Origin of the sequence: Nocardioides dubius, from assembly GCF_039528155.1 — a bacterium.
Classification (GTDB): domain Bacteria; phylum Actinomycetota; class Actinomycetes; order Propionibacteriales; family Nocardioidaceae; genus Nocardioides; species Nocardioides dubius.
The window spans coordinates 35,355-51,963 of sequence record NZ_BAAALG010000012.1; the positions used below are offsets into that span (position 1 = coordinate 35,355).

The following is a 16,609-nucleotide window of genomic DNA, read 5'->3' on the forward strand; positions in this document are numbered from 1 at the left end:
CTGGCCCCGGCGCGGCAGTCTCCGCCGCGCCCTGCGGGATGGTCTCCGCTCAGGCGGTGAGGAAGTGGATCTCCAGGGGGAAGGGCTCGTGCCAGCCGGGTGGCGCGGGCGCTCGGGAGCGGTAGCGGTGACCGGTCGGGGTGGTCGTCTCGACGGTGAGGCGGTGGCCCCGCGGCTGGATGGCCCGCTGCCGCCAACCTGCCGCCTGCTTGGCGTGGTTGCAGGCCTCGCAGAGCCCTTGGCCGTTGACGGTGGTGGTCGCGCCGCCCTCGACGACCGACCGGATGTGATCGGCGTGGCGCACTGGTGCGTCGCAGTAGGGGTTGGCGCAGATGCCCAGGCCACGTTGCGCGAGGAAGTCGGCCATGCCGGTGGGGAAGACGCGGCGGCGACTGCTCATCGCTACCAAGGTTCCTTGTGGGTTGTAGAAGAGACGCCGGAACCACGCACCGACCCCCGTGCTCAGTGCGCGGGAGAGCAGGAGGCGCGCCACCTCGGCAGGGAGCGTGACCTCGCCGACGCCGGGCGCGGTGAGGCTGGCGGGGGCATGCCCACCGGCGAGGGTGGCGGTAGAGAGGCAGAGGTTGACGCCTACCGGGACGGCGGGGCTCTGCTCGGGATTGCCTGAGTCGGGGACGCCGGTCAGCCGAGCCAGCGCGAGGTCGGACATCAGTTGTCCCAAGGAGCGCGGATCGCCTGCTGCGCGGGCGCCCTCGGCCGCTCGGCGCAGAGCGGCGTAGGCCGCGACCGCCTGGCCCACTGGCAGCAGGACGGAGAGGTAGCCCATCGTGTCCGGCGCGGGGCGGATGCTGACATGGCGGTCGGCCTCGGCCTTGCGAGCGCGTCGGGCGAGGGCCGCCGGATCAAGTTCGGCGCCGAGGCGCTTCGCGCGCGCCGTGAGGGTGCGGTTGCCGACGCCGGTCAGGGTGCTCGGGTCGGAGCAGAGCTCGCGGTCGACGAGGGAGCGGTCCTCGCGGGTCAGGCAGGCCGTCTCCTGGACCAGGATCTGGGCCCGGTGCTCACTCAGCGTGCCGTCGCGCAGCCGGGCCAGCGTGTGCGGCATCTCGGCGACCAGGGCCTTGCCCAGCCCGAGCAGCGTGCGCCCCCGGAACGGCGACTCCTTGCGGGCCAAGGCGATCTCGTGGGCGATGCCCCGGCCCTGACGGCTCTCCGGCACGCCGGCGATGGCCCGCTCCTCGCGTCGGATCCCGTCGAAGGCGGCAGCAGCCTCGGCCTGGGCGGCACAGGCCGCCGACTTCAACTCCTCCAGCGCGGCGACCAGCTCGATCAGCTGGCCTGCGTCGGCACCGCACGCTCCGCCCGAGAGGCGTGCCCGGAGGGCCTGCACCTCTCGCACCAGGACGGGGATGGATGACATGGACCCATCGTGATCGAACAGACGTTCGAACACAAGGGGTGAATCCGGATCTGTGGAGAACCGCTGCGAGCGCCGTGCTTAGATGCCTGCTGGCCGCCCTGCTCGGGCGGCGGAACCCTTGCCGTACACGACACCGGGAGACCTCGTGAGCACCGATCACCTCGCGCCGTGGGCACTGTTGGCCCTCGGGGTCGCGGCGCTCGTGCTCTGGTCCTGGTGGCGGGGCCGGCGCCGAGGACCGGTCCGGACGCCGTCACGCCTCGGCATCCCACGCACCGTCGAGCGCCGCTATACCCACCACCTGCGCGAGCGGATGGCGGAGCGGAGCGTCAGCGCGTCCGCCGTCGAGCAGACCCTGCTGGCGCCGCATCGCCGGGTGCACGACCCGGTGGAGCGCAGCTACCGCTTCGAGCGGGACTTCGCCGACGAGATGGTCAAGGTGTGGGTCGCTGCCGAGCCCTGGCCGCCGCGGCGCGAGGTCGTCGTCAAGAGCGCCGCTGCCCGGCGGCTGGCCACCCTCACCATCCCCAGGAGCCGGGTCGGCCAGCTGATCGGGCGAGGCGGCTCCACCATCCAGGCGATCCGCAAGCAGAGCGGCGCCAGCCTCGACGTCGACGACTCGGGCCTGGTCCGGATCACCGCCGACTCGCGCGCCCAGGTCGAGCGCGCGGTCGGCATGGTCCGCCAGGCCGTTCGGTAGCCCGTTCGGTCGTCGCCCGCACCCCGAACCGCCCGCAGCGACTACCGCTTGGGCAGCAGCAACAAGAAGGTCGTCGTCGCCGTCTCGGCGATGCTCAGGTGCCCGCCCAGCGACGTCGCCAGTTGGGAGGCGATGGTCAGGCCCAGCCCGTGCCCGGTGCTGTCCGCGGCGCTCGCGCCGCGCTCGAAGACCTCACTGCCGATCGACCGAGCGCCCTCGTCGGCGACCGTCACCGAGAGGTAGTGCTCGAGGTCGCGCACCTCGACGGTGATCGTGCCCGTCCCGTAGGCGCAGGCGTTCTCGATCAGCACGTCGAGGATCTGGCTCACCGGCCCGGGCACCGCGTGCGCGGCGAAGGTGCCACCCGCCTGATGGACCAGCCGGTGGCCGCGTTCCTCGGCATGGTCGCGCCAGCGCTCCGCCGTGTCGGCGACCAGCCGGCCCAGATCGAAGTCGATCGCCTCGCCGAGCCGCCTGCCGCGCGACAGCTCCAACAGCTCGGTGATCGCCGTGCTCAGCCGGTCCAGCTCGCCCAGGTTCGCGGTCAGCTCGTCGGCCACCGCCGGCGGCGTCTCGGGCCACATGGTGAGGTCCTCGAGGGTCAGCCGCAGCGCCGTGATCGGGGTCCGCAGCTGGTGCGAGGCGTTGGCCGCGAACTCCCGCTCGCGCTGGACCAGCTCGTCGAGCTGCGCCGAGGCCCGGCTCAGCGCGACGCCGATCGCGTCGGCCTCCGGGATCGAGTAGCGCGGCAGGTCCACCTCGAACCTGCCCTCGCCCAGATGATCGGCGGCCTGGGCGAGCTCGCCGAACGGCCGCGCCAGGCGGCGCGCCAGCAGGAAGCCGACGATCACCGCCAGCACGATCAGGCCGAGGCCGATCAGGATGAGCGGCAGCAGGGCGTCGGAGATCCGCTGACCGATCAGCTCGCCGTCGCGCGACAGGGTGATCGTGCTGCCGTCGGGCAGCTCGCGCGTCTGCACGATGTCGTCGCTGTCGGTGGTCGGATCACCGGCGCGGACCACCGTTCCGTCGGCGCTGCGGTACTCGATCGTCTCCGCCTTGTTGAGCATCGGCTCCAGGAACTCGGCAGTGATCGGCGCCGCGGAGCTGGTCCGCTCGGTCACCACCACCGCCAACAGCTCGACCGAGCGCTCGATCTTGCGGTTCTCCTGCTCGTCCACCAGATCCGCAAGCAGGTAGGCCCGCGGGATGCCGTACAACGCGATCATCGCGATGGTCATGCCGACCAGTGCCGCGATGAGGCGCTCACGCATCGGTGGTGTTCTCCAACCGGAAGCCGACGCCGCGGGCGGTGGTGATCGCGGCCGGTGCCCCGGCCTCGTCGAGCTTCTGCCGCAGCCGGCCGATGGTCGCGTCGAGGGTCTTGGTGGAGCCGTACCAGTTCTCGTCCCACACGTCGTTGATCAGCTGCTCCCGGCTCACCACGGCGCCGCGGGTGGCGTCGAGCAGCGCCAGCACGTCGAACTCCTTGGAGGTGGCTGCCAGCTCCACCTCGCCGACCCAGATCCGGCGAGCCGCGACGTCGACGCGCAACGTGTTGGCCGGCGTGGCCGGTGCGCTCTCGCGTGGGGCGGGGGAGGGCGATCCGCCGCTGCGGCGCAGCAGGGCACGGGTGCGCGCCAGCAGCTCGGCCAGGCTGAACGGCTTGGCGAGGTAGTCGTCGGCGCCGACGTCGAGGCCGACCACCCGGTCCAGCTCGCCGTCGCGCGCGGTCAGGATGATGATGCCGCCGGCGAAGCCGCTCTCGCGGGCCCGGCGGCAGACGTCGAGACCGTCGAGGTCCGGCAGCCCGAGGTCGAGCAGCAGCAGATCGACCTCGCCCCGTGCCAGATGGTCGAGGCCGGCCTGACCCTCGGCGACCCGGTGCACCTCGTAGTCCTCGCGCTCCAAGGTGCGCACGAGCGGGGCTGCGATCTTGTCATCGTCCTCGACGACGAGCACGTGGGCGAGCATGGTCACAGAGCATACGGCGAACGGGGCGGTTCGACAGGCGGACGACGACGCCGGGCGTCGAGCGTCAACAGGGCGACGACCACCACCGGCAGCACCAGCAGCCCGAGCATCGCGAGGTTCAGCGGCTGACGGTCGCTGGTGGGCAGGCCGACGGTCAGGCTGAGCAGCGCACCGACCTCGGTGGCGGCCAGCCCCAGCACGATCAGCGCCCGTGACTCGAAGCAGTTGTGGAACCACAGCTTCGCGGCCCCGGCGACCAGGAGCAGCAGCACGCAGACGATCACCACCAGCATGCTCCGCGAGCCGGCATCGGCGGTGAGCTCGACCAGCAGCGCCGCCGTGGCCAGTGTCGTGAAGACGGCCAGCCGGGAGGCGGGGGAGTGGGCGGGGCGCATCAGAACTCTCGGTCGGTGGTGCCGGTCTCGGTGACGGCGGCGGTGGAGCAGGCCCTGCCCTGCAGGTCGGTGACGCTCGCGGACGGCGTCCAGATCATCGCGGCGGCGGCACTGACCGTCCGCAGCCGGGTGGAGCCGGAGGCGACCGAGTCCAGGCGCAGGGTGACCGTGCTGCGGGTGACGCCGCCGACGACCACGGTGCCCGCCGTCATGGTGGCGTTGAACTGCACGGTGCCCAGCGACTTCACGTAGTCCTGCTTCAGGTTGATCGCGCCCAGGTTGACCGTCGAGCCGCTGGCCAGGACGTCGAGCGCGTCCTCCTTGCCGCTGCGCAGCAGCACGCCGCCGTCCCGCAGTCGCACGGTGGCCGAGCGGGCCGCGCCGGTCCACCCGGAGACGACGCGGGTGGTGTCGATCTGGCTGCTGTAGGTGAAGGTGATCGTGTCTCCGGCGTCGGCACGTCCGGCGGTCGCGCCGCCGTTCGCGGTCTGCACGTCGACGCCGCGCAGGGGGCTGTTGTCGACCCGGGCACCGCTCTCCACCGCGGAGGTGATGGTGCGACCGGCGGTGTCGGTGAGGATCGCCCGCAGGTCGTAGAGGCCGTCGGCGACGGTGGTGGTGTTCCAGCTGCACGAGTACGGCGACGACGTGTCGGTGCACAGGTCGGTCCAGGCGCTGCCGCCCGAGGTGGCGTACTGGAACCGGACCGAGGCGACGCCGGCGCTGGCGCTCGCGGTGGCGCCGACGGTGACGGTCCCGGTCAGCTGCGCGGGCACCTCGACGCTCACCGAGGAGACGCTGTTGTCGACGACCCGGTTGCCCACGGCCAGCGAGGTGGCGGCGTTGCCGGCAGCGTCGGTGGCGATGGCGCGGAAGCTGTAGGTGCCGTCGGCGAGCGTCGCGGTGGAGACCTTGCAGCTCCACGGCTCGGCGGTGATCGTGCACAGCTCGCGGTAGGTGCCGGTCGAGGCCGGCGCGTACTGGATCACGACCTGCTCCACGCCGCTGCCGGTGTCGGTCGCGGTGGTGGAGAAGGTGCGCATGCCGCTCAACGGGGAGCCCGGGTCGCTCATGGTGACCACGGGCGCGAGGTTGTCGACGGTGACCGCCTCGACGACGGCCGAGTAGGTGGAGGTGCTGCCGCTCACCAGCACAGCGCGCAGGTCGTAGTCGCCGGCCACCAGGGTGGTGGTGTTCCAGGTGCAGGCGTACGGGCTGGACAGGTTGGTGCAGATGGTCTTCCACGAGGTGCTGCCGCTGGTGGCGTACTCGACGCGCACGGTGTGGCTCAGCGAGCCGGCGTTCTGCACGCTCACGCTCAGCGGGACCGAGCCGCGCACGGCGTCGCCGGGCGAGGCGAGCTCGATGTAGAGCTTGTTCGCCACGGTGGTGCCGACCACGGCGGAGGTGGTCTCGTAGCCGGCCAGGTCGGTGGCTCGCGCCCGCAGTGAGTAGGGGCCGTCGCCGAGTACCTTGGTGTCCCAGGCGCAGGAGTACGGCGCGGTGGTGTCGGTGCAGATCGCCGTCCAGGTGGAGGCGCCGGGGGCAAGGTACTCGACGACGACGTCGCGCACACCGGTCTCGCCGTCAGCCGCTGTCGCCGACACGGTGACCGTCTCCTTGACCGTGCTCGCCGGGGAGATCAGCGAGACGGTGGGAGGGGTCCAGTCGGCGGCAGCGGTGACCTGCGCGGTGGCGGTCGTGGTGGCCACGTAGGCCGCGGAGCTGAGCTGCGGGGTGCTGGTGAGGATCAGCCCGGCCAACAGGGTCAGTGCGAGTGCGACGGGGGAGCGGAAGCTCGACACCTGGGTCTCCTCGAATGACGTGGGCGGGCGGGATCTGTTGACGTCAACGCTACGGAGACCACGGCCACGGCTCTTCCACACGTTGGCCACAGGAGTTCTCCGGTTTTGCCACAAGGGCGGGCTCAGGCGGGCTGTGCCGCCGGGGCCGGGACGAGCGGATGCTGGACCCGCGCCACGCGTCGCTCCTGCTGCTGGCCGCGGATGCCGCGGATCAGGTCGCGCAGCGCGATCAGCGCGATCAGGGTGGCGGGCAGGCCCACGGCCAGTCGCCGGATCTGCGGGTCGGCGAGGGCGATCAGCAGCGAGCCGACGTAGGGGACGGAGTGGCGCACGACCGGTTGGGTGGTGCCGGTCAGGCTGAACTTCCACGGGTCCGGGTCGGGGTTGGCGTCGCCCTGGGTGCGCAGTACGAGGGTGCCGGTCTTGTCGGGCTTGATGGAGATGATCCGGTGGGTGACCAGGGTGCCGACGCCGCTGTCGGCGGGCGGCAGGTAGGTGATCACGTCGCCGACCTGGAGGTCGGCGACCGGGACCTGCTCCTCGAAGACGACCGACCCCTTCTCGAAGGTGCCGGACATCGAGCCGCCGGTGATCACGTAGCGGTCGTAGCCGAAGAGGCCCGGGGCCAGGTAGGCCAGGCAACCGACGGTGAGGGCGATCAGGGTCAGGCTGAGCAGGAGCCGCGGCAGACGGCGGGCGGTACGGGCCAGGCGGTTCATCGTGACTCCTTCGGGGTGCGGGCGGTGCTACCGGGACGGGGCGGGAGGGGCGGCAGGGCGCCGGCGCGGGCGCCCTGCCTCATCCCCCTGTCACCCCCTGGTCTCACTGGTCGGTGGTCGACCCGCTCAGCTGCACGGAGTCCCACGTGTAGGCCGCGCTGGCCGACTTGCCCTGCTGGCTGTTGGGGGCGGACTGGTCGAGGGTCACCGTGAACCGGAACGTGTTCGCGGCGCCGGCCTCGATCTGGCCGAGGGCGTTCTTGGCGCCGTCGGTGAGCCCGCCGAAGGTGCCGGAGTAGACCTGGGTGCCGGTGGTGGTGTTGGTGACGACCAGCTTCAGGTAGTCGGCGTCGAAGCCGTTGGTCGAGGTGGTCTCGGTCAGGCTGAACGCGGCCGGCAGGGAGCCGGTGTTGGTGATCGTCAGCGCGCCGTTGATGGTGTCGCCCGGCTTGATGTTGGTGAGGTTGAAGATCGCCGCGTTGTCCTTCGAGTTCGTGTGCTTGAGCGAACCCGAGGTGACCGAGCTGATGGTGTTGCCGGTGGTGGAGGTGAAGGTTGCTCCCGAGCCGACCGCGACGGCGCCGGCGGCGACCAGGGTGGCGAGGGGGAGAAGGATCTTGGTGGACAGTGCGGCCATGGTGGGGATCTCCTGCATCGTTCGGATCCGCTGCTCGGACCCGGTGTTGGGGTGATGACAGGAACGCTACGGAGGCCAGATCCACAGGATTCCCCGTAGAGATCCGCGGGAACTCCCCGTTCTCGCCCCACTTCGCTACAACCCCGCTCCATGTGACCTGAGCGTCCGATTACGGCGCGAATTGGCGCGCTGAGGTCACATTGAGGTGAAGAGGCGCAGGGCGCAGGCGGTGGTCGCGGCGCGGCCGGCCGCCCGATCGGCGTCGCCGGGCAGCCAGACGGCGGTCTGGTTGAGGATGCCGTGCAGACAGTGCAGGGCGACGTCGACGTCCGCGCAGTCCAGCTCGCCGTCGGCGAGGCCGTCCTCGATGACGGCGCGGAACAGGGCGTTGTGACGACGGCGCATCGTCTTCAGTGGCTCGGCGAACTGCTCGGGCCAGCCGGCGGGCCAGGCGAAGATCGGGGCGACCTCGGGGGTGTCCTCGACGAGGATCAGGATCTGCTCGTCGATCAGTGCGCGCAACCGGTCCACCGCACCCGGGCCCGCGGCCTCGCTGCGGGCCGAGAGCCGGCGCAGCACGTCGAGCGTGACCGACTCCAACGCCTCGCCGACGAGCTCGTCCTTGCTGCTGAAGTAGTGGTACAGGGTGGCCTTGGCGATGTCGCACTCCTCGGCGACCGCCTCCACGCTGACGCCCTGATAGCCGTGCTCGGCCAGCAGGCGCACAGCGGAGCCGACGATCTGCTGCTTGCGGCGGTCGCGACGACGCGCGACGCGGCTGCTGGCGGGGGAGGCGACATCGGTCATGGCGCTCCCACCCTAGTGGGCGGTCCCCGGCTCCCAGTGGCCGACATCACCGTGGCCCGGCGCGGCGATGGGGCGTATCTTCGACCATACGGTCGGTTTTTCATCCGGTCGGTCGAGATTCTTTCGGGACGTGGAGGGCAGAGCAGTGGCGTACTTCGAGCGGCGCGGCGAGTGGGAGTTCGCACCGACCCAGCAGACGGCCGGTGCCTGGAACGTCAAGGAGCAGCACATCGCCCCGGCGATCGGGCTGCTGGCGCACCTGGTCGACACCGACCGGGCTGCCCGCGGGCGGCTGGACCTGCGGATCGGCCGGCTCTCCTACGACATCCTCGGGCCGATCCCGATCGAGCCGATGCAGGCCGAGGTCGTGGTCGTGCGTCCGGGGCGCGCCGTCGAGCTGGTCGAGGCCGTGCTCAGCCACAACGACCGCCCGGCACTGCGGGTCCGGGCCTGGCTGCTGCGCACCTTCGACAGCGCCGGCATCGCGGGCACCCCGATCGGGCCACTGCCGACGCCTGCGGAGCTGGCGCCGTTCGACCCGACCACGCTGTGGGCGGGCGACTTCATCGCCTCCATCGAGGTGCGACGTCACGAGCTCGAGACCGGAGCGGCGCAGTTCTGGCTGCGGGCCGGGGACGTCCTCCTCGACGACGAGGAGGTGAGCCCGCTCGCGCGTGCCGCCGGGCTCTTCGACGTCGCCAACGGAATGGCCGTGCGGGCGCTGCCCGAGCAGGTGGCCTTCCCCAACGTCGACCTCACCGCACACCTGCGCCGGGCACCGGCCGGCGAGTGGGTCGGCTTCGACACCCGGGTCACCTTCGGCGCCCACGGCATCGGCCAGACCAGCTCGGTGCTGCATGACGAGCACGGTCCGCTCGGCACCGTCAACCAGATCCTGGCGCTGGCCGTCCAGCGCTGAGCGGCGGGGCGCTCACCACTGCGACTCGGGGAACCCCACCTGCTGCAGGGCCGGAAGCCCGGTGATCGGCAGGCCCAAGCGGGTCAGGATGGTGAGCACGGTGCCCACGGGAAGGGCGCGCTCCTCGTCGAGCGGGCCGAGCATCTGCGCGGTCGCGGTGACGACGTCGTCGGTGCGGCAGATCCGAGTCGCGCCCACCTGGGCGGGCTCCACCTGACGAGGGCCGCGGACCGCCAGCAGTGCGCCGACATAGCCCGCCTGGACGCCCGCGTCGCGCAGGCCGGCGCCGATCATCTGGGCCGGAAGCCGCGCCTGGCGCAGCGCCCCGGAGAGCGAGGGCACGGGCCTGCCGTCGGCCTGGGCCGCGCCGCCGTCGTCGAAGCGCAGCGTGCCGCGGACGCCGGTGTCCTTCTGCTCGATGACCACCAGCCCCTGCGGGGCGACGACCAGCAGGTCCACCTCCCGGCTGCGGGTGCGGTCGCTGACCTCGAGACCGCTGGCGACCAACCAGCCCTCGGGCCAGGCCTGGCGGATGAGCTGGTGCTCGCCACGGGTCAGGGCCGTTCCGACGATGCAGGCGTAGGCGCCGGTGTCCAGCTCACGCCAGGTCGGAGCCGCGGTTCGGCTCGCCAGCCGAGGGCCGGCCGGGGAGCCGGCGCCGGCCGGGACCGAGGCGGCGCGCTCGGCCTTCCGGGCGGCGAGGCGTGCCGACGCCGCCAGCGCCATCCGCTCCGCGTCGAGCCGGGCACGGTCGGCCGCCAGCGTGGCGCGGTCGGCGTCGAGCCGGGCGCGGTCGGCGTCCAGCGCCTCCCGCTCGGCAGCGAGCGCTGCGCGCTCGGCTGCCAGCTCCTCGCGTTCGGCTGCCAACGTGTCTCCCGTCCCGGATTCGCTACTGCTCACATCAGGCCCTCGGGGGTGTCCGGAACGGTCGGCAGCTCCTGGTCGCCGGAAGCCGCAGGCGGTGCGGTCCGCTCGGGCATGGCGGCCAGCGCGAGCCGGGTGACCATGCTGGTCAGGTGCAGCATCGCCTTGCGTCGCCGGGCTCCGAGCTTCTCCCAGGCCTCGGGGTCGCGGTGGTTCAGCAGGCCGCGGGCGCCGGCCTCGGCGGCCTCGGTGACCTCCGCCGCGGTGAACCCCGGGCGCCCGGACTCCACCGGGCGCTCCGGGAGTGCGGTCAGCGTGGGCAGCACCATCTCACCGGCCGTGGCCCGCAGCTGGTACTTGGCGTACGGGGCCATCGTCTCCCAGCGGGCGAGTGCGCTCTTGCGTCGCCAGGGCAGCTGCCGCGCCAGGAACAGGTGGCGAGCAGCGGCGTCGACGGCGACGGTCATCTCGTTCTCGGAGAACTTCATGAAACAAGTGTCGCGGATGCCGATGTGGGGTAAGCAGGCAACTACGCCCCGGTGGCGGCAACGAAGGCCGCCACCACAATGAGCGAGGAGCACCACCATGACCGACCCCACCCAGCAGCCCCCGGCCTGGCAGCCGCAGGAGGGCGCGCCGATGTCGGCCTACCCCGTCGACCCGAACGCGCAGTACGCACCGGTGCAGCCCTACCAACAGCCGGGCACCGGCGAGCTGGGCCAGATCCGTGGCACCGGCGTCGCGATCCTGCTCTTCATCGTGACCCTCGGCTTCTACAGCCTGTACTGGTACTACAAGGTGCACGAGGAGATGAAGCGTCACTCCGGCCAGGGCATCGGCGGCGGCGTCGCCCTGCTGCTCGGCTTCTTCGTCGGCTTCGTGATGGTCTTCCTGACCCCTGCCGAGATCGGCAACCTCCGTGAGCGTCGTGGCCTGGAGAAGAAGGTCAGCGGCCTCACGGGTCTGTGGAACCTGCTGCCGCTGATCGGCTCCATCGTCTGGTTCGTGAAGACCAACGGCGCGATCAACGACTACTGGCGCTCGCAGGGCGCCCAGGGCTGACCGGCCCAGCGCTGAGAGTGCGACGAGGCCCGCTCCCTTCCGGGGGGCGGGCCTCGCCTTGTGTGGGGCGTACTCAGCCGATGTGCTCGCCCATCCACGCCTCGACGGCGTCGGCGGTGCGAGGCAGCGTCGCGGAGAGGTTGGTCGAGCCCTCCGGGGTGACCACGATGTCGTCCTCGATCCGGATGCCGATCCCGCGCAGCTCCTCGGGCACCAGCAGGTCGTCGGCCTGGAAGTAGAGCCCGGGCTCGACGGTCAGCACCATGCCCGCGCGCAGGTCGCCGCGGGTGTAGGCCTCCGGGGCCGCCGCGCCACAGTCGTGCACGTCCATGCCGAGCATGTGGCTGGTGCCGTGCAGGGTCCACCGCGAGTAGACCTTCGACTCCGGGTCGAGTGCCTCCTCGACCGAGACCGGCAGCAGGCCGAGGTCGCCCAGGCCGTGCGCCAGCACCTCCATCGCTGCGTGGTGCGCGGCCAGGAACGGGACGCCGGGGCGGACCGCGGCGATGCCGGCCTCCTGGGCGTCGTAGACCAGGGTGTAGAGGTCGCGCTGCAGCGGGGAGAAGGTGCCGTTGACCGGCAGCGTGCGGGTCACGTCCGCGGTGTAGAGGTTGTGGCCCTCGACGCCCATGTCGAGCAGCACCAGCTCACCCGCGGTGATCGGCCCGTTGTTGTCGATCCAGTGCAGCGTGGTGGCGTGGGAGCCGCCGCCGACGATGGAGTCGTAGCCGATGTCGTTGCCCATCGCCCGGGCCCGGCGGAAGAAGGTGCCCTCGATCCAGCGCTCGCCGTACTTCAGCACGTTGGCCCAGTCGCGGACCGAGTCCTCGAAGCCGAGGGTCGTCGCGTCGCACGCCGCGGCCAGCTCGTCGATCTCCCACGGGTCCTTGATCAGCCGCTGCTCGGAGGCGACCCGGGCCAGCTCGGCGTCGCGGGCGCTGTCGGGGTTGACGGAGTGGTCGATGCGCGAGTCGACGCCGCGCAGGACCCGGGTCTTCACCAGGCCGCCGAGCGCATCGCCGAGAGCGTCGATGTGGCGGCACTCGATGCCCAGTGACGTCGACAGCTCCAGCAGCGAGGGACGCTCGCCGGCCCACAGCGCGCCGTACTGGCGGTCGCGGAAGAACTCGTCGGTGTCCCGGCTCGAGCGGGGGCGCGCGTAGAGCACCGCCTCGCCACTCGGCTCGATCACCAGGACGGCGTCGGAGGTCTGGTTGCCGGAGTAGTAGGTGTGCGCGGTGTCCGGACGGAACCGGTAGTCGGTGTCGTTGGAGCGCACCTTGTAGCCACCGGCCGGCAGCACCAGCCGCTCACCGGGGAAGCTGTCGGCCAGCCGGCGTCGGCGCGCCGCGGTCTGGGCTGCGATCGGCAGGGCGGGAAGGGGCTCGTCGTGGTCCGCCCAGCCCTGGCGCATGAACGCCGACCACGCCTCCGGCACTGCTTGGTCGTGTGACTCGGTGCGGGGCGTGGCGGAGGATTCGGTCCGACTGCTCTGCTGCTCGCTCATCGTTCCACCATACGCCCGGGGTTCGGAGCCCGTTACGCTTCGCCCCATGGGTTCGCGTCGCCTCGAAAGCACCGTGTTCACGGTCGTGGTCTCGGTGATCACCGCGCTGGCCGCCGTGGCGATCGCGATCGTGCTGGCCCTGTCGGGCGAGCCGAGCACGCTGGTCCTGGCCGCGCTGCTGGCCTTCGTCCCGGTCGGGCCGTTGCTGGCCTGCTACCTGTGGCTCGACCGCTATGAGCCCGAGCCGCGCTCGCTGCTCGCCGGAGCCCTGGCCTGGGGCGCCTTCGTGGCCACCTTCGCCGCGATCGTGGTCCAGGGGATCGGCGGCTTCGTGGTCGGCTGGACCGACGAGTTCTCGCTGGTGGTGGTGGCACCGGTGGTCGAGGAGGCCACCAAGGGCTTCTTCCTCCTGATGCTGCTGTGGTGGCGGCGCGGAGAGTTCGACGGCGTCCTCGACGGCCTGGTCTATGCCGGCATGGTGGGCATCGGCTTCGCCTACACCGAGAACATCCTCTATCTGGCGGCCGCCTACGCCGGCACCGACGGGGAGAACCCCGGCGGGCTGGCCGAGGTCGGTGTCCTCTTCGTGCTGCGCTGCGTGATCAGCCCGTTCGCACACCCGCTCTTCACCGCCTTCACGGGCATCGGCCTCGGGCTGGCGGTGGCCAGCCGGTCTCGGTGGGTGCGTGCGCTGGCACCGATCGCCGGCTACCTGCTGGCGGTGGCCATGCACGCCGCCTGGAACGGCTCGACCCTGCTCGGGGAGGGGGCAGGCTTCCTGCTGGTCTACCCGCTGATGATGGTGCCCGCCTTCGGCCTGATGATCGGCCTGGCGATCTGGGTCCGCTCGCGCGAGCGGAGCCTGCTCGGGGTGGCGCTCAGTGACGCCGCCCGGCGCGGGCTGATCCCGGCTGCGGACATCCAGCACGTCGTCGACCTGCCCTCGCGGCGCCGTGCCCGGGCCTTCGCGCGCACCCACGGCGGAGCCGAGGGCCTGGCCCAGATGAGGGACTATCAACAGGCCGCCGTGGAGCTGGGATACCTTCACCATCGGGTGTTGCGTGGCACGGCACCCCCGAACCACCTAGCCACGGGGCAGGTCTTCGTCGATCGGATGTTCGCAGCCCGATCCCGGATCGCCTTCCCTGCCACGCCCTCAGGAGGGGCCCACCGATGACCGAGTCGAACCGGATGCTCACCGCGCTGATCCAGCTGCGCAGTGCGCTGCAAGAGGTTCCGCTGCCGCTTGACCTCCCGGACGCCGATGCCCAGCGCACGGCCCGGACCGAGATGATCGACCAGCTCGAGGACTACATGATCCCGAGACTGACCACGATCGACGCGCCGCTGCTGGCGGTGGTCGGCGGCTCCACCGGCGCCGGCAAGTCCACCCTGGTCAACTCGATGGTCGGCCAGCAGGTCACCCAGGCCGGCCTGCTCCGGCCCACCACCATGTCGCCGGTGCTGGTGCACCACCCCGACGACGGGCACTGGTTCGGCCAGGACCGGATCCTGCCCGACTTCACCCGGACCACCAAGGCCACCAACGCGCCCTACACGATCCAGCTGGTGCCTTCGGCCAACGTGCCGCGGGGCCTGGCGATCGTGGACGCCCCCGACGTCGACTCGGTCGAGGAGCGCAACCGCAACCTGTCGGCCCAGCTGTTGGCCGCCGCCGACCTGTGGCTCTTCGTCACCTCCGCTGCGCGCTATGCCGACCAGGTGCCGTGGGAGTTCCTCAAGCAGGCGGCCGACCGCAATGCCGCGGTCGCCGTGGTGCTGGACCGGACCCCGGCCGAGGCCGTCGAGACGGTGGCCACCCACCTGGCCCGGATGATGGCCAGCCGCGGCCTCAAGGACTCCCCGCTCTTCATCGTGCACGAGGGGCCGATCGGTGAGAGCGGCCTGCTGCCGCCCGCCAACGTGGCCGACATCCGTGGCTGGCTGCAGTCGCTGGCGGCCGACAGCGAGGCGCGCGCGGCCGTCGTCCGGCAGACCTTGAACGGCGCCATCCGCAGCGTCTCCGAGCGCGCCTATGCGGTGGCCAACGCCGCGCAGGAGCAGGAGAGCTCGGTCACCGCCCTGCGCGAGGAGGTCGAGAGCGCCTACGCCGCCGCCACCGCGGCGGTCCATGAGTCCACCGCCGACGGCACGCTGCTGCGCGGCGAGGTGCTGGCCCGCTGGCAGGAGTTCGTCGGCACCGGTGAGCTGCTGCGCTCGCTGGAGGCCCAGGTCGGCCGGATCCGGGACCGGCTGGTCAACGCGGTCAAGGGCAAGCCGCAGCAGGCGCAGCGGGTGCAGGTCGCCGTCGAGGCGGGCCTGGAGACGCTGCTGGTCGAGCATGCCGAGCACGCCGCGGAGCAGGCGGCCGCATCGTGGCGCTCGACGGCGCAGGGCAAGGCGCTGCTGGCGGCCGACGACGTCGACCTGACCCGTGCCTCGCGGGAGTTCCGGCGCAAGGCCGAGCAGGCCGTGCGCGAGTGGCAGCAGGGCGTCTTCGAGATGGTGCGCACCGAGGGCGCCGACAAGCGCGGCACCGCCCGCTTCCTGGCGTTCGGGGTCAACGGTCTCGGCGTCAGCCTGATGGTGGTGGCGTTCGCGCACACCGGCGGTCTGGCCGGTGCCGAGGCCGGCATCGCCGGCGGCAGCGCGGTGCTCGGCCAGAAGCTGCTGGAGGCGGTCTTTGGCGACCAGGCCGTGCGGTCGCTGACCCAGCGCGCGCGGGACGACCTGGAGCGCCGCGTCGGCGAGCTGCTGGACGTGGAGAAGGCGCGCTACCTCACCCGCGTCGACGCATTGGGCGTGGCTGCGGGCGGCCCGGAGCGGGTCCGCAGTGCCGCGCGCCGGGTCACCGACGAGCGCTTTGCCCACCAGCAGCGGCACGGTGGCGGGCACTCGGCCTAGAGTTAGCCCTAGCCAACCCACACAGCACCACCCCAAAGGGAGAAGATGACGTCCGTTCTCGACGGGTCCCAGAGCCTGTCCACGTTGGGTGCCGAGCTCGGCCCGCGGGTCTCGGGGTTGGAAAACGCGGTCGCCCATGCCCGGGGGCGGCTCGACGACGTCCTGATCGACTCCGCCGAGGAGATGATCGCCCGTACCCGTGCCCGGCTGCGCCTCTCCGCCGAGCACACGGTGATCGCCATCGCCGGCGCCACCGGATCGGGCAAGTCCTCGACGTTCAACGCGATCACGGGCCTGGAGCTCTCCGCGGTCGGCGTCCGCCGCCCGACCACCTCCTGGGCGACGGCCTGCGTGTGGGGCCACGAGGGAGCCACCGAGTTGCTGGAGTTCCTGGGCATCGCGGCTCGCCACCAGACCACCCGTGACTCGATGCTCGACACCGGGCGCGAGGACCGTCGCTTCCACGGCACGGTGCTGCTCGACCTGCCCGACCACGACTCCACCGAGCTGTCGCACCACCTCGAGGTGGACCGGTTGGTGAAGCTGGCCGACGTGCTGGTCTGGATCGTGGACCCGCAGAAGTACGCCGACGCCGCGTTGCACGACCGCTACCTGCGCAAGCTGGCGCGGCACAGCGACGTGATGGTGATCGCGCTCAACCACATCGACACCGTGCCGCCCGAGCAGCGCGACGCGATGGTCGCCGACCTGCGCCGGCTGATGGACGGCGACGGCCTGGCCGACGTCCCGGTGCTGGCGATCAGTGCCCGCTACGGCCAGGGGATGGACGAGCTGAAGGACGAGCTCGCCGGCCGGGTCGCCTCCAAGAAGGCAACCCGGACCCGGTTGGAGGCCGACATCCGTGCCGCCGCCGGCGCCCTGGCTGCCGAGTCCGGCACGGGGCGTCCGCAGGCGCCGCCGCGCGAGCGGCTCGACGA

General features: G+C 71.8%; 17 protein-coding genes. 6 read left to right on the top strand and 11 right to left on the bottom strand.

Annotation, left to right across the window (positions count from 1 at the left end; genetic code table 11):
* Positions 1 to 49: 49 nt before the first annotated feature.
* Positions 50 to 1,378, bottom strand: coding sequence for an HNH endonuclease (locus ABD151_RS16355; protein WP_343995854.1), 1,329 nt, complete (start codon positions 1,376 to 1,378; stop codon positions 50 to 52).
* Positions 1,379 to 1,523: 145 nt separating this feature from the next.
* Here ABD151_RS16355 and ABD151_RS16360 point away from each other — a divergent pair, with 145 nt between their 5' ends.
* Complete coding sequence (locus tag ABD151_RS16360) at positions 1,524 to 2,078, top strand: KH domain-containing protein (RefSeq protein ID WP_343995855.1); 555 nt, start codon at positions 1,524 to 1,526, stop codon at positions 2,076 to 2,078.
* A gap of 41 nt (positions 2,079 to 2,119) precedes the next feature.
* Here ABD151_RS16360 and ABD151_RS16365 read toward each other — a convergent pair whose 3' ends face one another.
* The 7 genes from ABD151_RS16365 to ABD151_RS16395 form a co-directional block, all read right to left on the bottom strand.
* Positions 2,120 to 3,352, bottom strand: a complete 1,233-nt coding sequence (locus ABD151_RS16365) for a sensor histidine kinase (protein WP_343995856.1) — start codon at positions 3,350 to 3,352, stop codon at positions 2,120 to 2,122.
* Entirely contained in the window at positions 3,345 to 4,052 is a 708-nt protein-coding gene (locus tag ABD151_RS16370; RefSeq protein WP_343995857.1) for a response regulator transcription factor, read from the bottom strand. Before ABD151_RS16370 ends, ABD151_RS16365 begins: the two co-directional genes overlap by 8 nt.
* Positions 4,053 to 4,054: 2 nt before the next feature.
* A complete protein-coding gene (locus ABD151_RS16375) occupies positions 4,055 to 4,447 on the bottom strand; it encodes a hypothetical protein (protein ID WP_343995858.1) in 393 nt (130 codons plus the stop codon).
* Complete coding sequence (locus ABD151_RS16380) at positions 4,447 to 6,252, bottom strand: Ig-like domain-containing protein (protein ID WP_343995859.1); 1,806 nt, start codon at positions 6,250 to 6,252, stop codon at positions 4,447 to 4,449. The genes ABD151_RS16375 and ABD151_RS16380 overlap by 1 nt, the downstream gene beginning before the upstream one ends.
* A gap of 122 nt (positions 6,253 to 6,374) precedes the next feature.
* Positions 6,375 to 6,971 (bottom strand): signal peptidase I, encoded by a 597-nt coding sequence (locus tag ABD151_RS16385; protein WP_343995861.1) that lies wholly within the window; start codon positions 6,969 to 6,971, stop codon positions 6,375 to 6,377.
* Between the two features lie 103 nt (positions 6,972 to 7,074).
* Entirely contained in the window at positions 7,075 to 7,626 is a 552-nt protein-coding gene (locus tag ABD151_RS16390) for a TasA family protein (RefSeq protein WP_343995862.1), read from the bottom strand.
* A 177-nt stretch (positions 7,627 to 7,803) separates the two neighbouring features.
* A complete protein-coding gene (locus ABD151_RS16395) occupies positions 7,804 to 8,415 on the bottom strand; it encodes a TetR/AcrR family transcriptional regulator (protein ID WP_343995863.1) in 612 nt (203 codons plus the stop codon).
* A 130-nt stretch (positions 8,416 to 8,545) separates the two neighbouring features.
* On the opposite strand from ABD151_RS16395, the gene ABD151_RS16400 reads away from it, so the two are divergent.
* Entirely contained in the window at positions 8,546 to 9,334 is a 789-nt protein-coding gene (locus ABD151_RS16400; protein WP_343995864.1) for a thioesterase family protein, read from the top strand.
* Positions 9,335 to 9,346: 12 nt separating this feature from the next.
* Here ABD151_RS16400 and ABD151_RS16405 read toward each other — a convergent pair whose 3' ends face one another.
* Positions 9,347 to 10,201, bottom strand: coding sequence for a nuclease-related domain-containing protein (locus tag ABD151_RS16405; protein ID WP_343995865.1), 855 nt, complete (start codon positions 10,199 to 10,201; stop codon positions 9,347 to 9,349).
* Positions 10,202 to 10,230: 29 nt separating this feature from the next.
* Positions 10,231 to 10,686: a hypothetical protein gene (locus ABD151_RS16410; RefSeq protein ID WP_343995866.1), complete on the bottom strand. Its 456-nt coding sequence runs from the start codon at positions 10,684 to 10,686 to the stop codon at positions 10,231 to 10,233.
* A 97-nt stretch (positions 10,687 to 10,783) separates the two neighbouring features.
* On the opposite strand from ABD151_RS16410, the gene ABD151_RS16415 reads away from it, so the two are divergent.
* Positions 10,784 to 11,260: a DUF4234 domain-containing protein gene (locus ABD151_RS16415; RefSeq protein ID WP_343995867.1), complete on the top strand. Its 477-nt coding sequence runs from the start codon at positions 10,784 to 10,786 to the stop codon at positions 11,258 to 11,260.
* A gap of 73 nt (positions 11,261 to 11,333) precedes the next feature.
* Here ABD151_RS16415 and ABD151_RS16420 read toward each other — a convergent pair whose 3' ends face one another.
* The gene (locus ABD151_RS16420) at positions 11,334 to 12,767 is read right to left on the bottom strand and encodes an aminopeptidase P family protein (RefSeq protein ID WP_343995868.1); all 1,434 of its coding nucleotides are present in this window, start codon (positions 12,765 to 12,767) and stop codon (positions 11,334 to 11,336) included.
* A gap of 46 nt (positions 12,768 to 12,813) precedes the next feature.
* Between ABD151_RS16420 and ABD151_RS16425 the strand changes: the two genes are divergently transcribed.
* The 3 genes from ABD151_RS16425 to ABD151_RS16435 all read left to right on the top strand — a co-directional run.
* Positions 12,814 to 13,944, top strand: a complete 1,131-nt coding sequence (locus ABD151_RS16425) for a PrsW family intramembrane metalloprotease (RefSeq protein WP_343995869.1) — start codon at positions 12,814 to 12,816, stop codon at positions 13,942 to 13,944.
* Positions 13,941 to 15,671 carry an ABC transporter gene (locus ABD151_RS16430; RefSeq protein WP_343995870.1) on the top strand — a complete coding sequence of 577 codons (1,731 nt, stop codon included), beginning with the start codon at positions 13,941 to 13,943 and terminating at the stop codon, positions 15,669 to 15,671. The genes ABD151_RS16425 and ABD151_RS16430 overlap by 4 nt, the downstream gene beginning before the upstream one ends.
* 45 nt (positions 15,672 to 15,716) lie before the next feature.
* Positions 15,717 to 16,609, top strand: an 893-nt coding sequence (locus tag ABD151_RS16435; protein WP_343995871.1) for a GTPase, incomplete at its 3' end; no start/stop codon positions are given.

Coding starts and splice junctions, on each gene's coding strand:
- ABD151_RS16415 (WP_343995867.1), top strand. CDS start 10,784: ATGACCGACCCCACCCAGCAGCCCCCGGCCTGGCAGCCGCAGGAGGGC.
- ABD151_RS16370 (WP_343995857.1), bottom strand. CDS start 4,052: ATGCTCGCCCACGTGCTCGTCGTCGAGGACGATGACAAGATCGCAGCC.
- ABD151_RS16420 (WP_343995868.1), bottom strand. CDS start 12,767: ATGAGCGAGCAGCAGAGCAGTCGGACCGAATCCTCCGCCACGCCCCGC.
- ABD151_RS16390 (WP_343995862.1), bottom strand. CDS start 7,626: ATGCAGGAGATCCCCACCATGGCCGCACTGTCCACCAAGATCCTTCTC.
- ABD151_RS16395 (WP_343995863.1), bottom strand. CDS start 8,415: ATGACCGATGTCGCCTCCCCCGCCAGCAGCCGCGTCGCGCGTCGTCGC.
- ABD151_RS16410 (WP_343995866.1), bottom strand. CDS start 10,686: ATGAAGTTCTCCGAGAACGAGATGACCGTCGCCGTCGACGCCGCTGCT.
- ABD151_RS16385 (WP_343995861.1), bottom strand. CDS start 6,971: ATGAACCGCCTGGCCCGTACCGCCCGCCGTCTGCCGCGGCTCCTGCTC.
- ABD151_RS16375 (WP_343995858.1), bottom strand. CDS start 4,447: ATGCGCCCCGCCCACTCCCCCGCCTCCCGGCTGGCCGTCTTCACGACA.
- ABD151_RS16425 (WP_343995869.1), top strand. CDS start 12,814: ATGGGTTCGCGTCGCCTCGAAAGCACCGTGTTCACGGTCGTGGTCTCG.
- ABD151_RS16430 (WP_343995870.1), top strand. CDS start 13,941: ATGACCGAGTCGAACCGGATGCTCACCGCGCTGATCCAGCTGCGCAGT.
- ABD151_RS16365 (WP_343995856.1), bottom strand. CDS start 3,352: ATGCGTGAGCGCCTCATCGCGGCACTGGTCGGCATGACCATCGCGATG.
- ABD151_RS16355 (WP_343995854.1), bottom strand. CDS start 1,378: ATGTCATCCATCCCCGTCCTGGTGCGAGAGGTGCAGGCCCTCCGGGCA.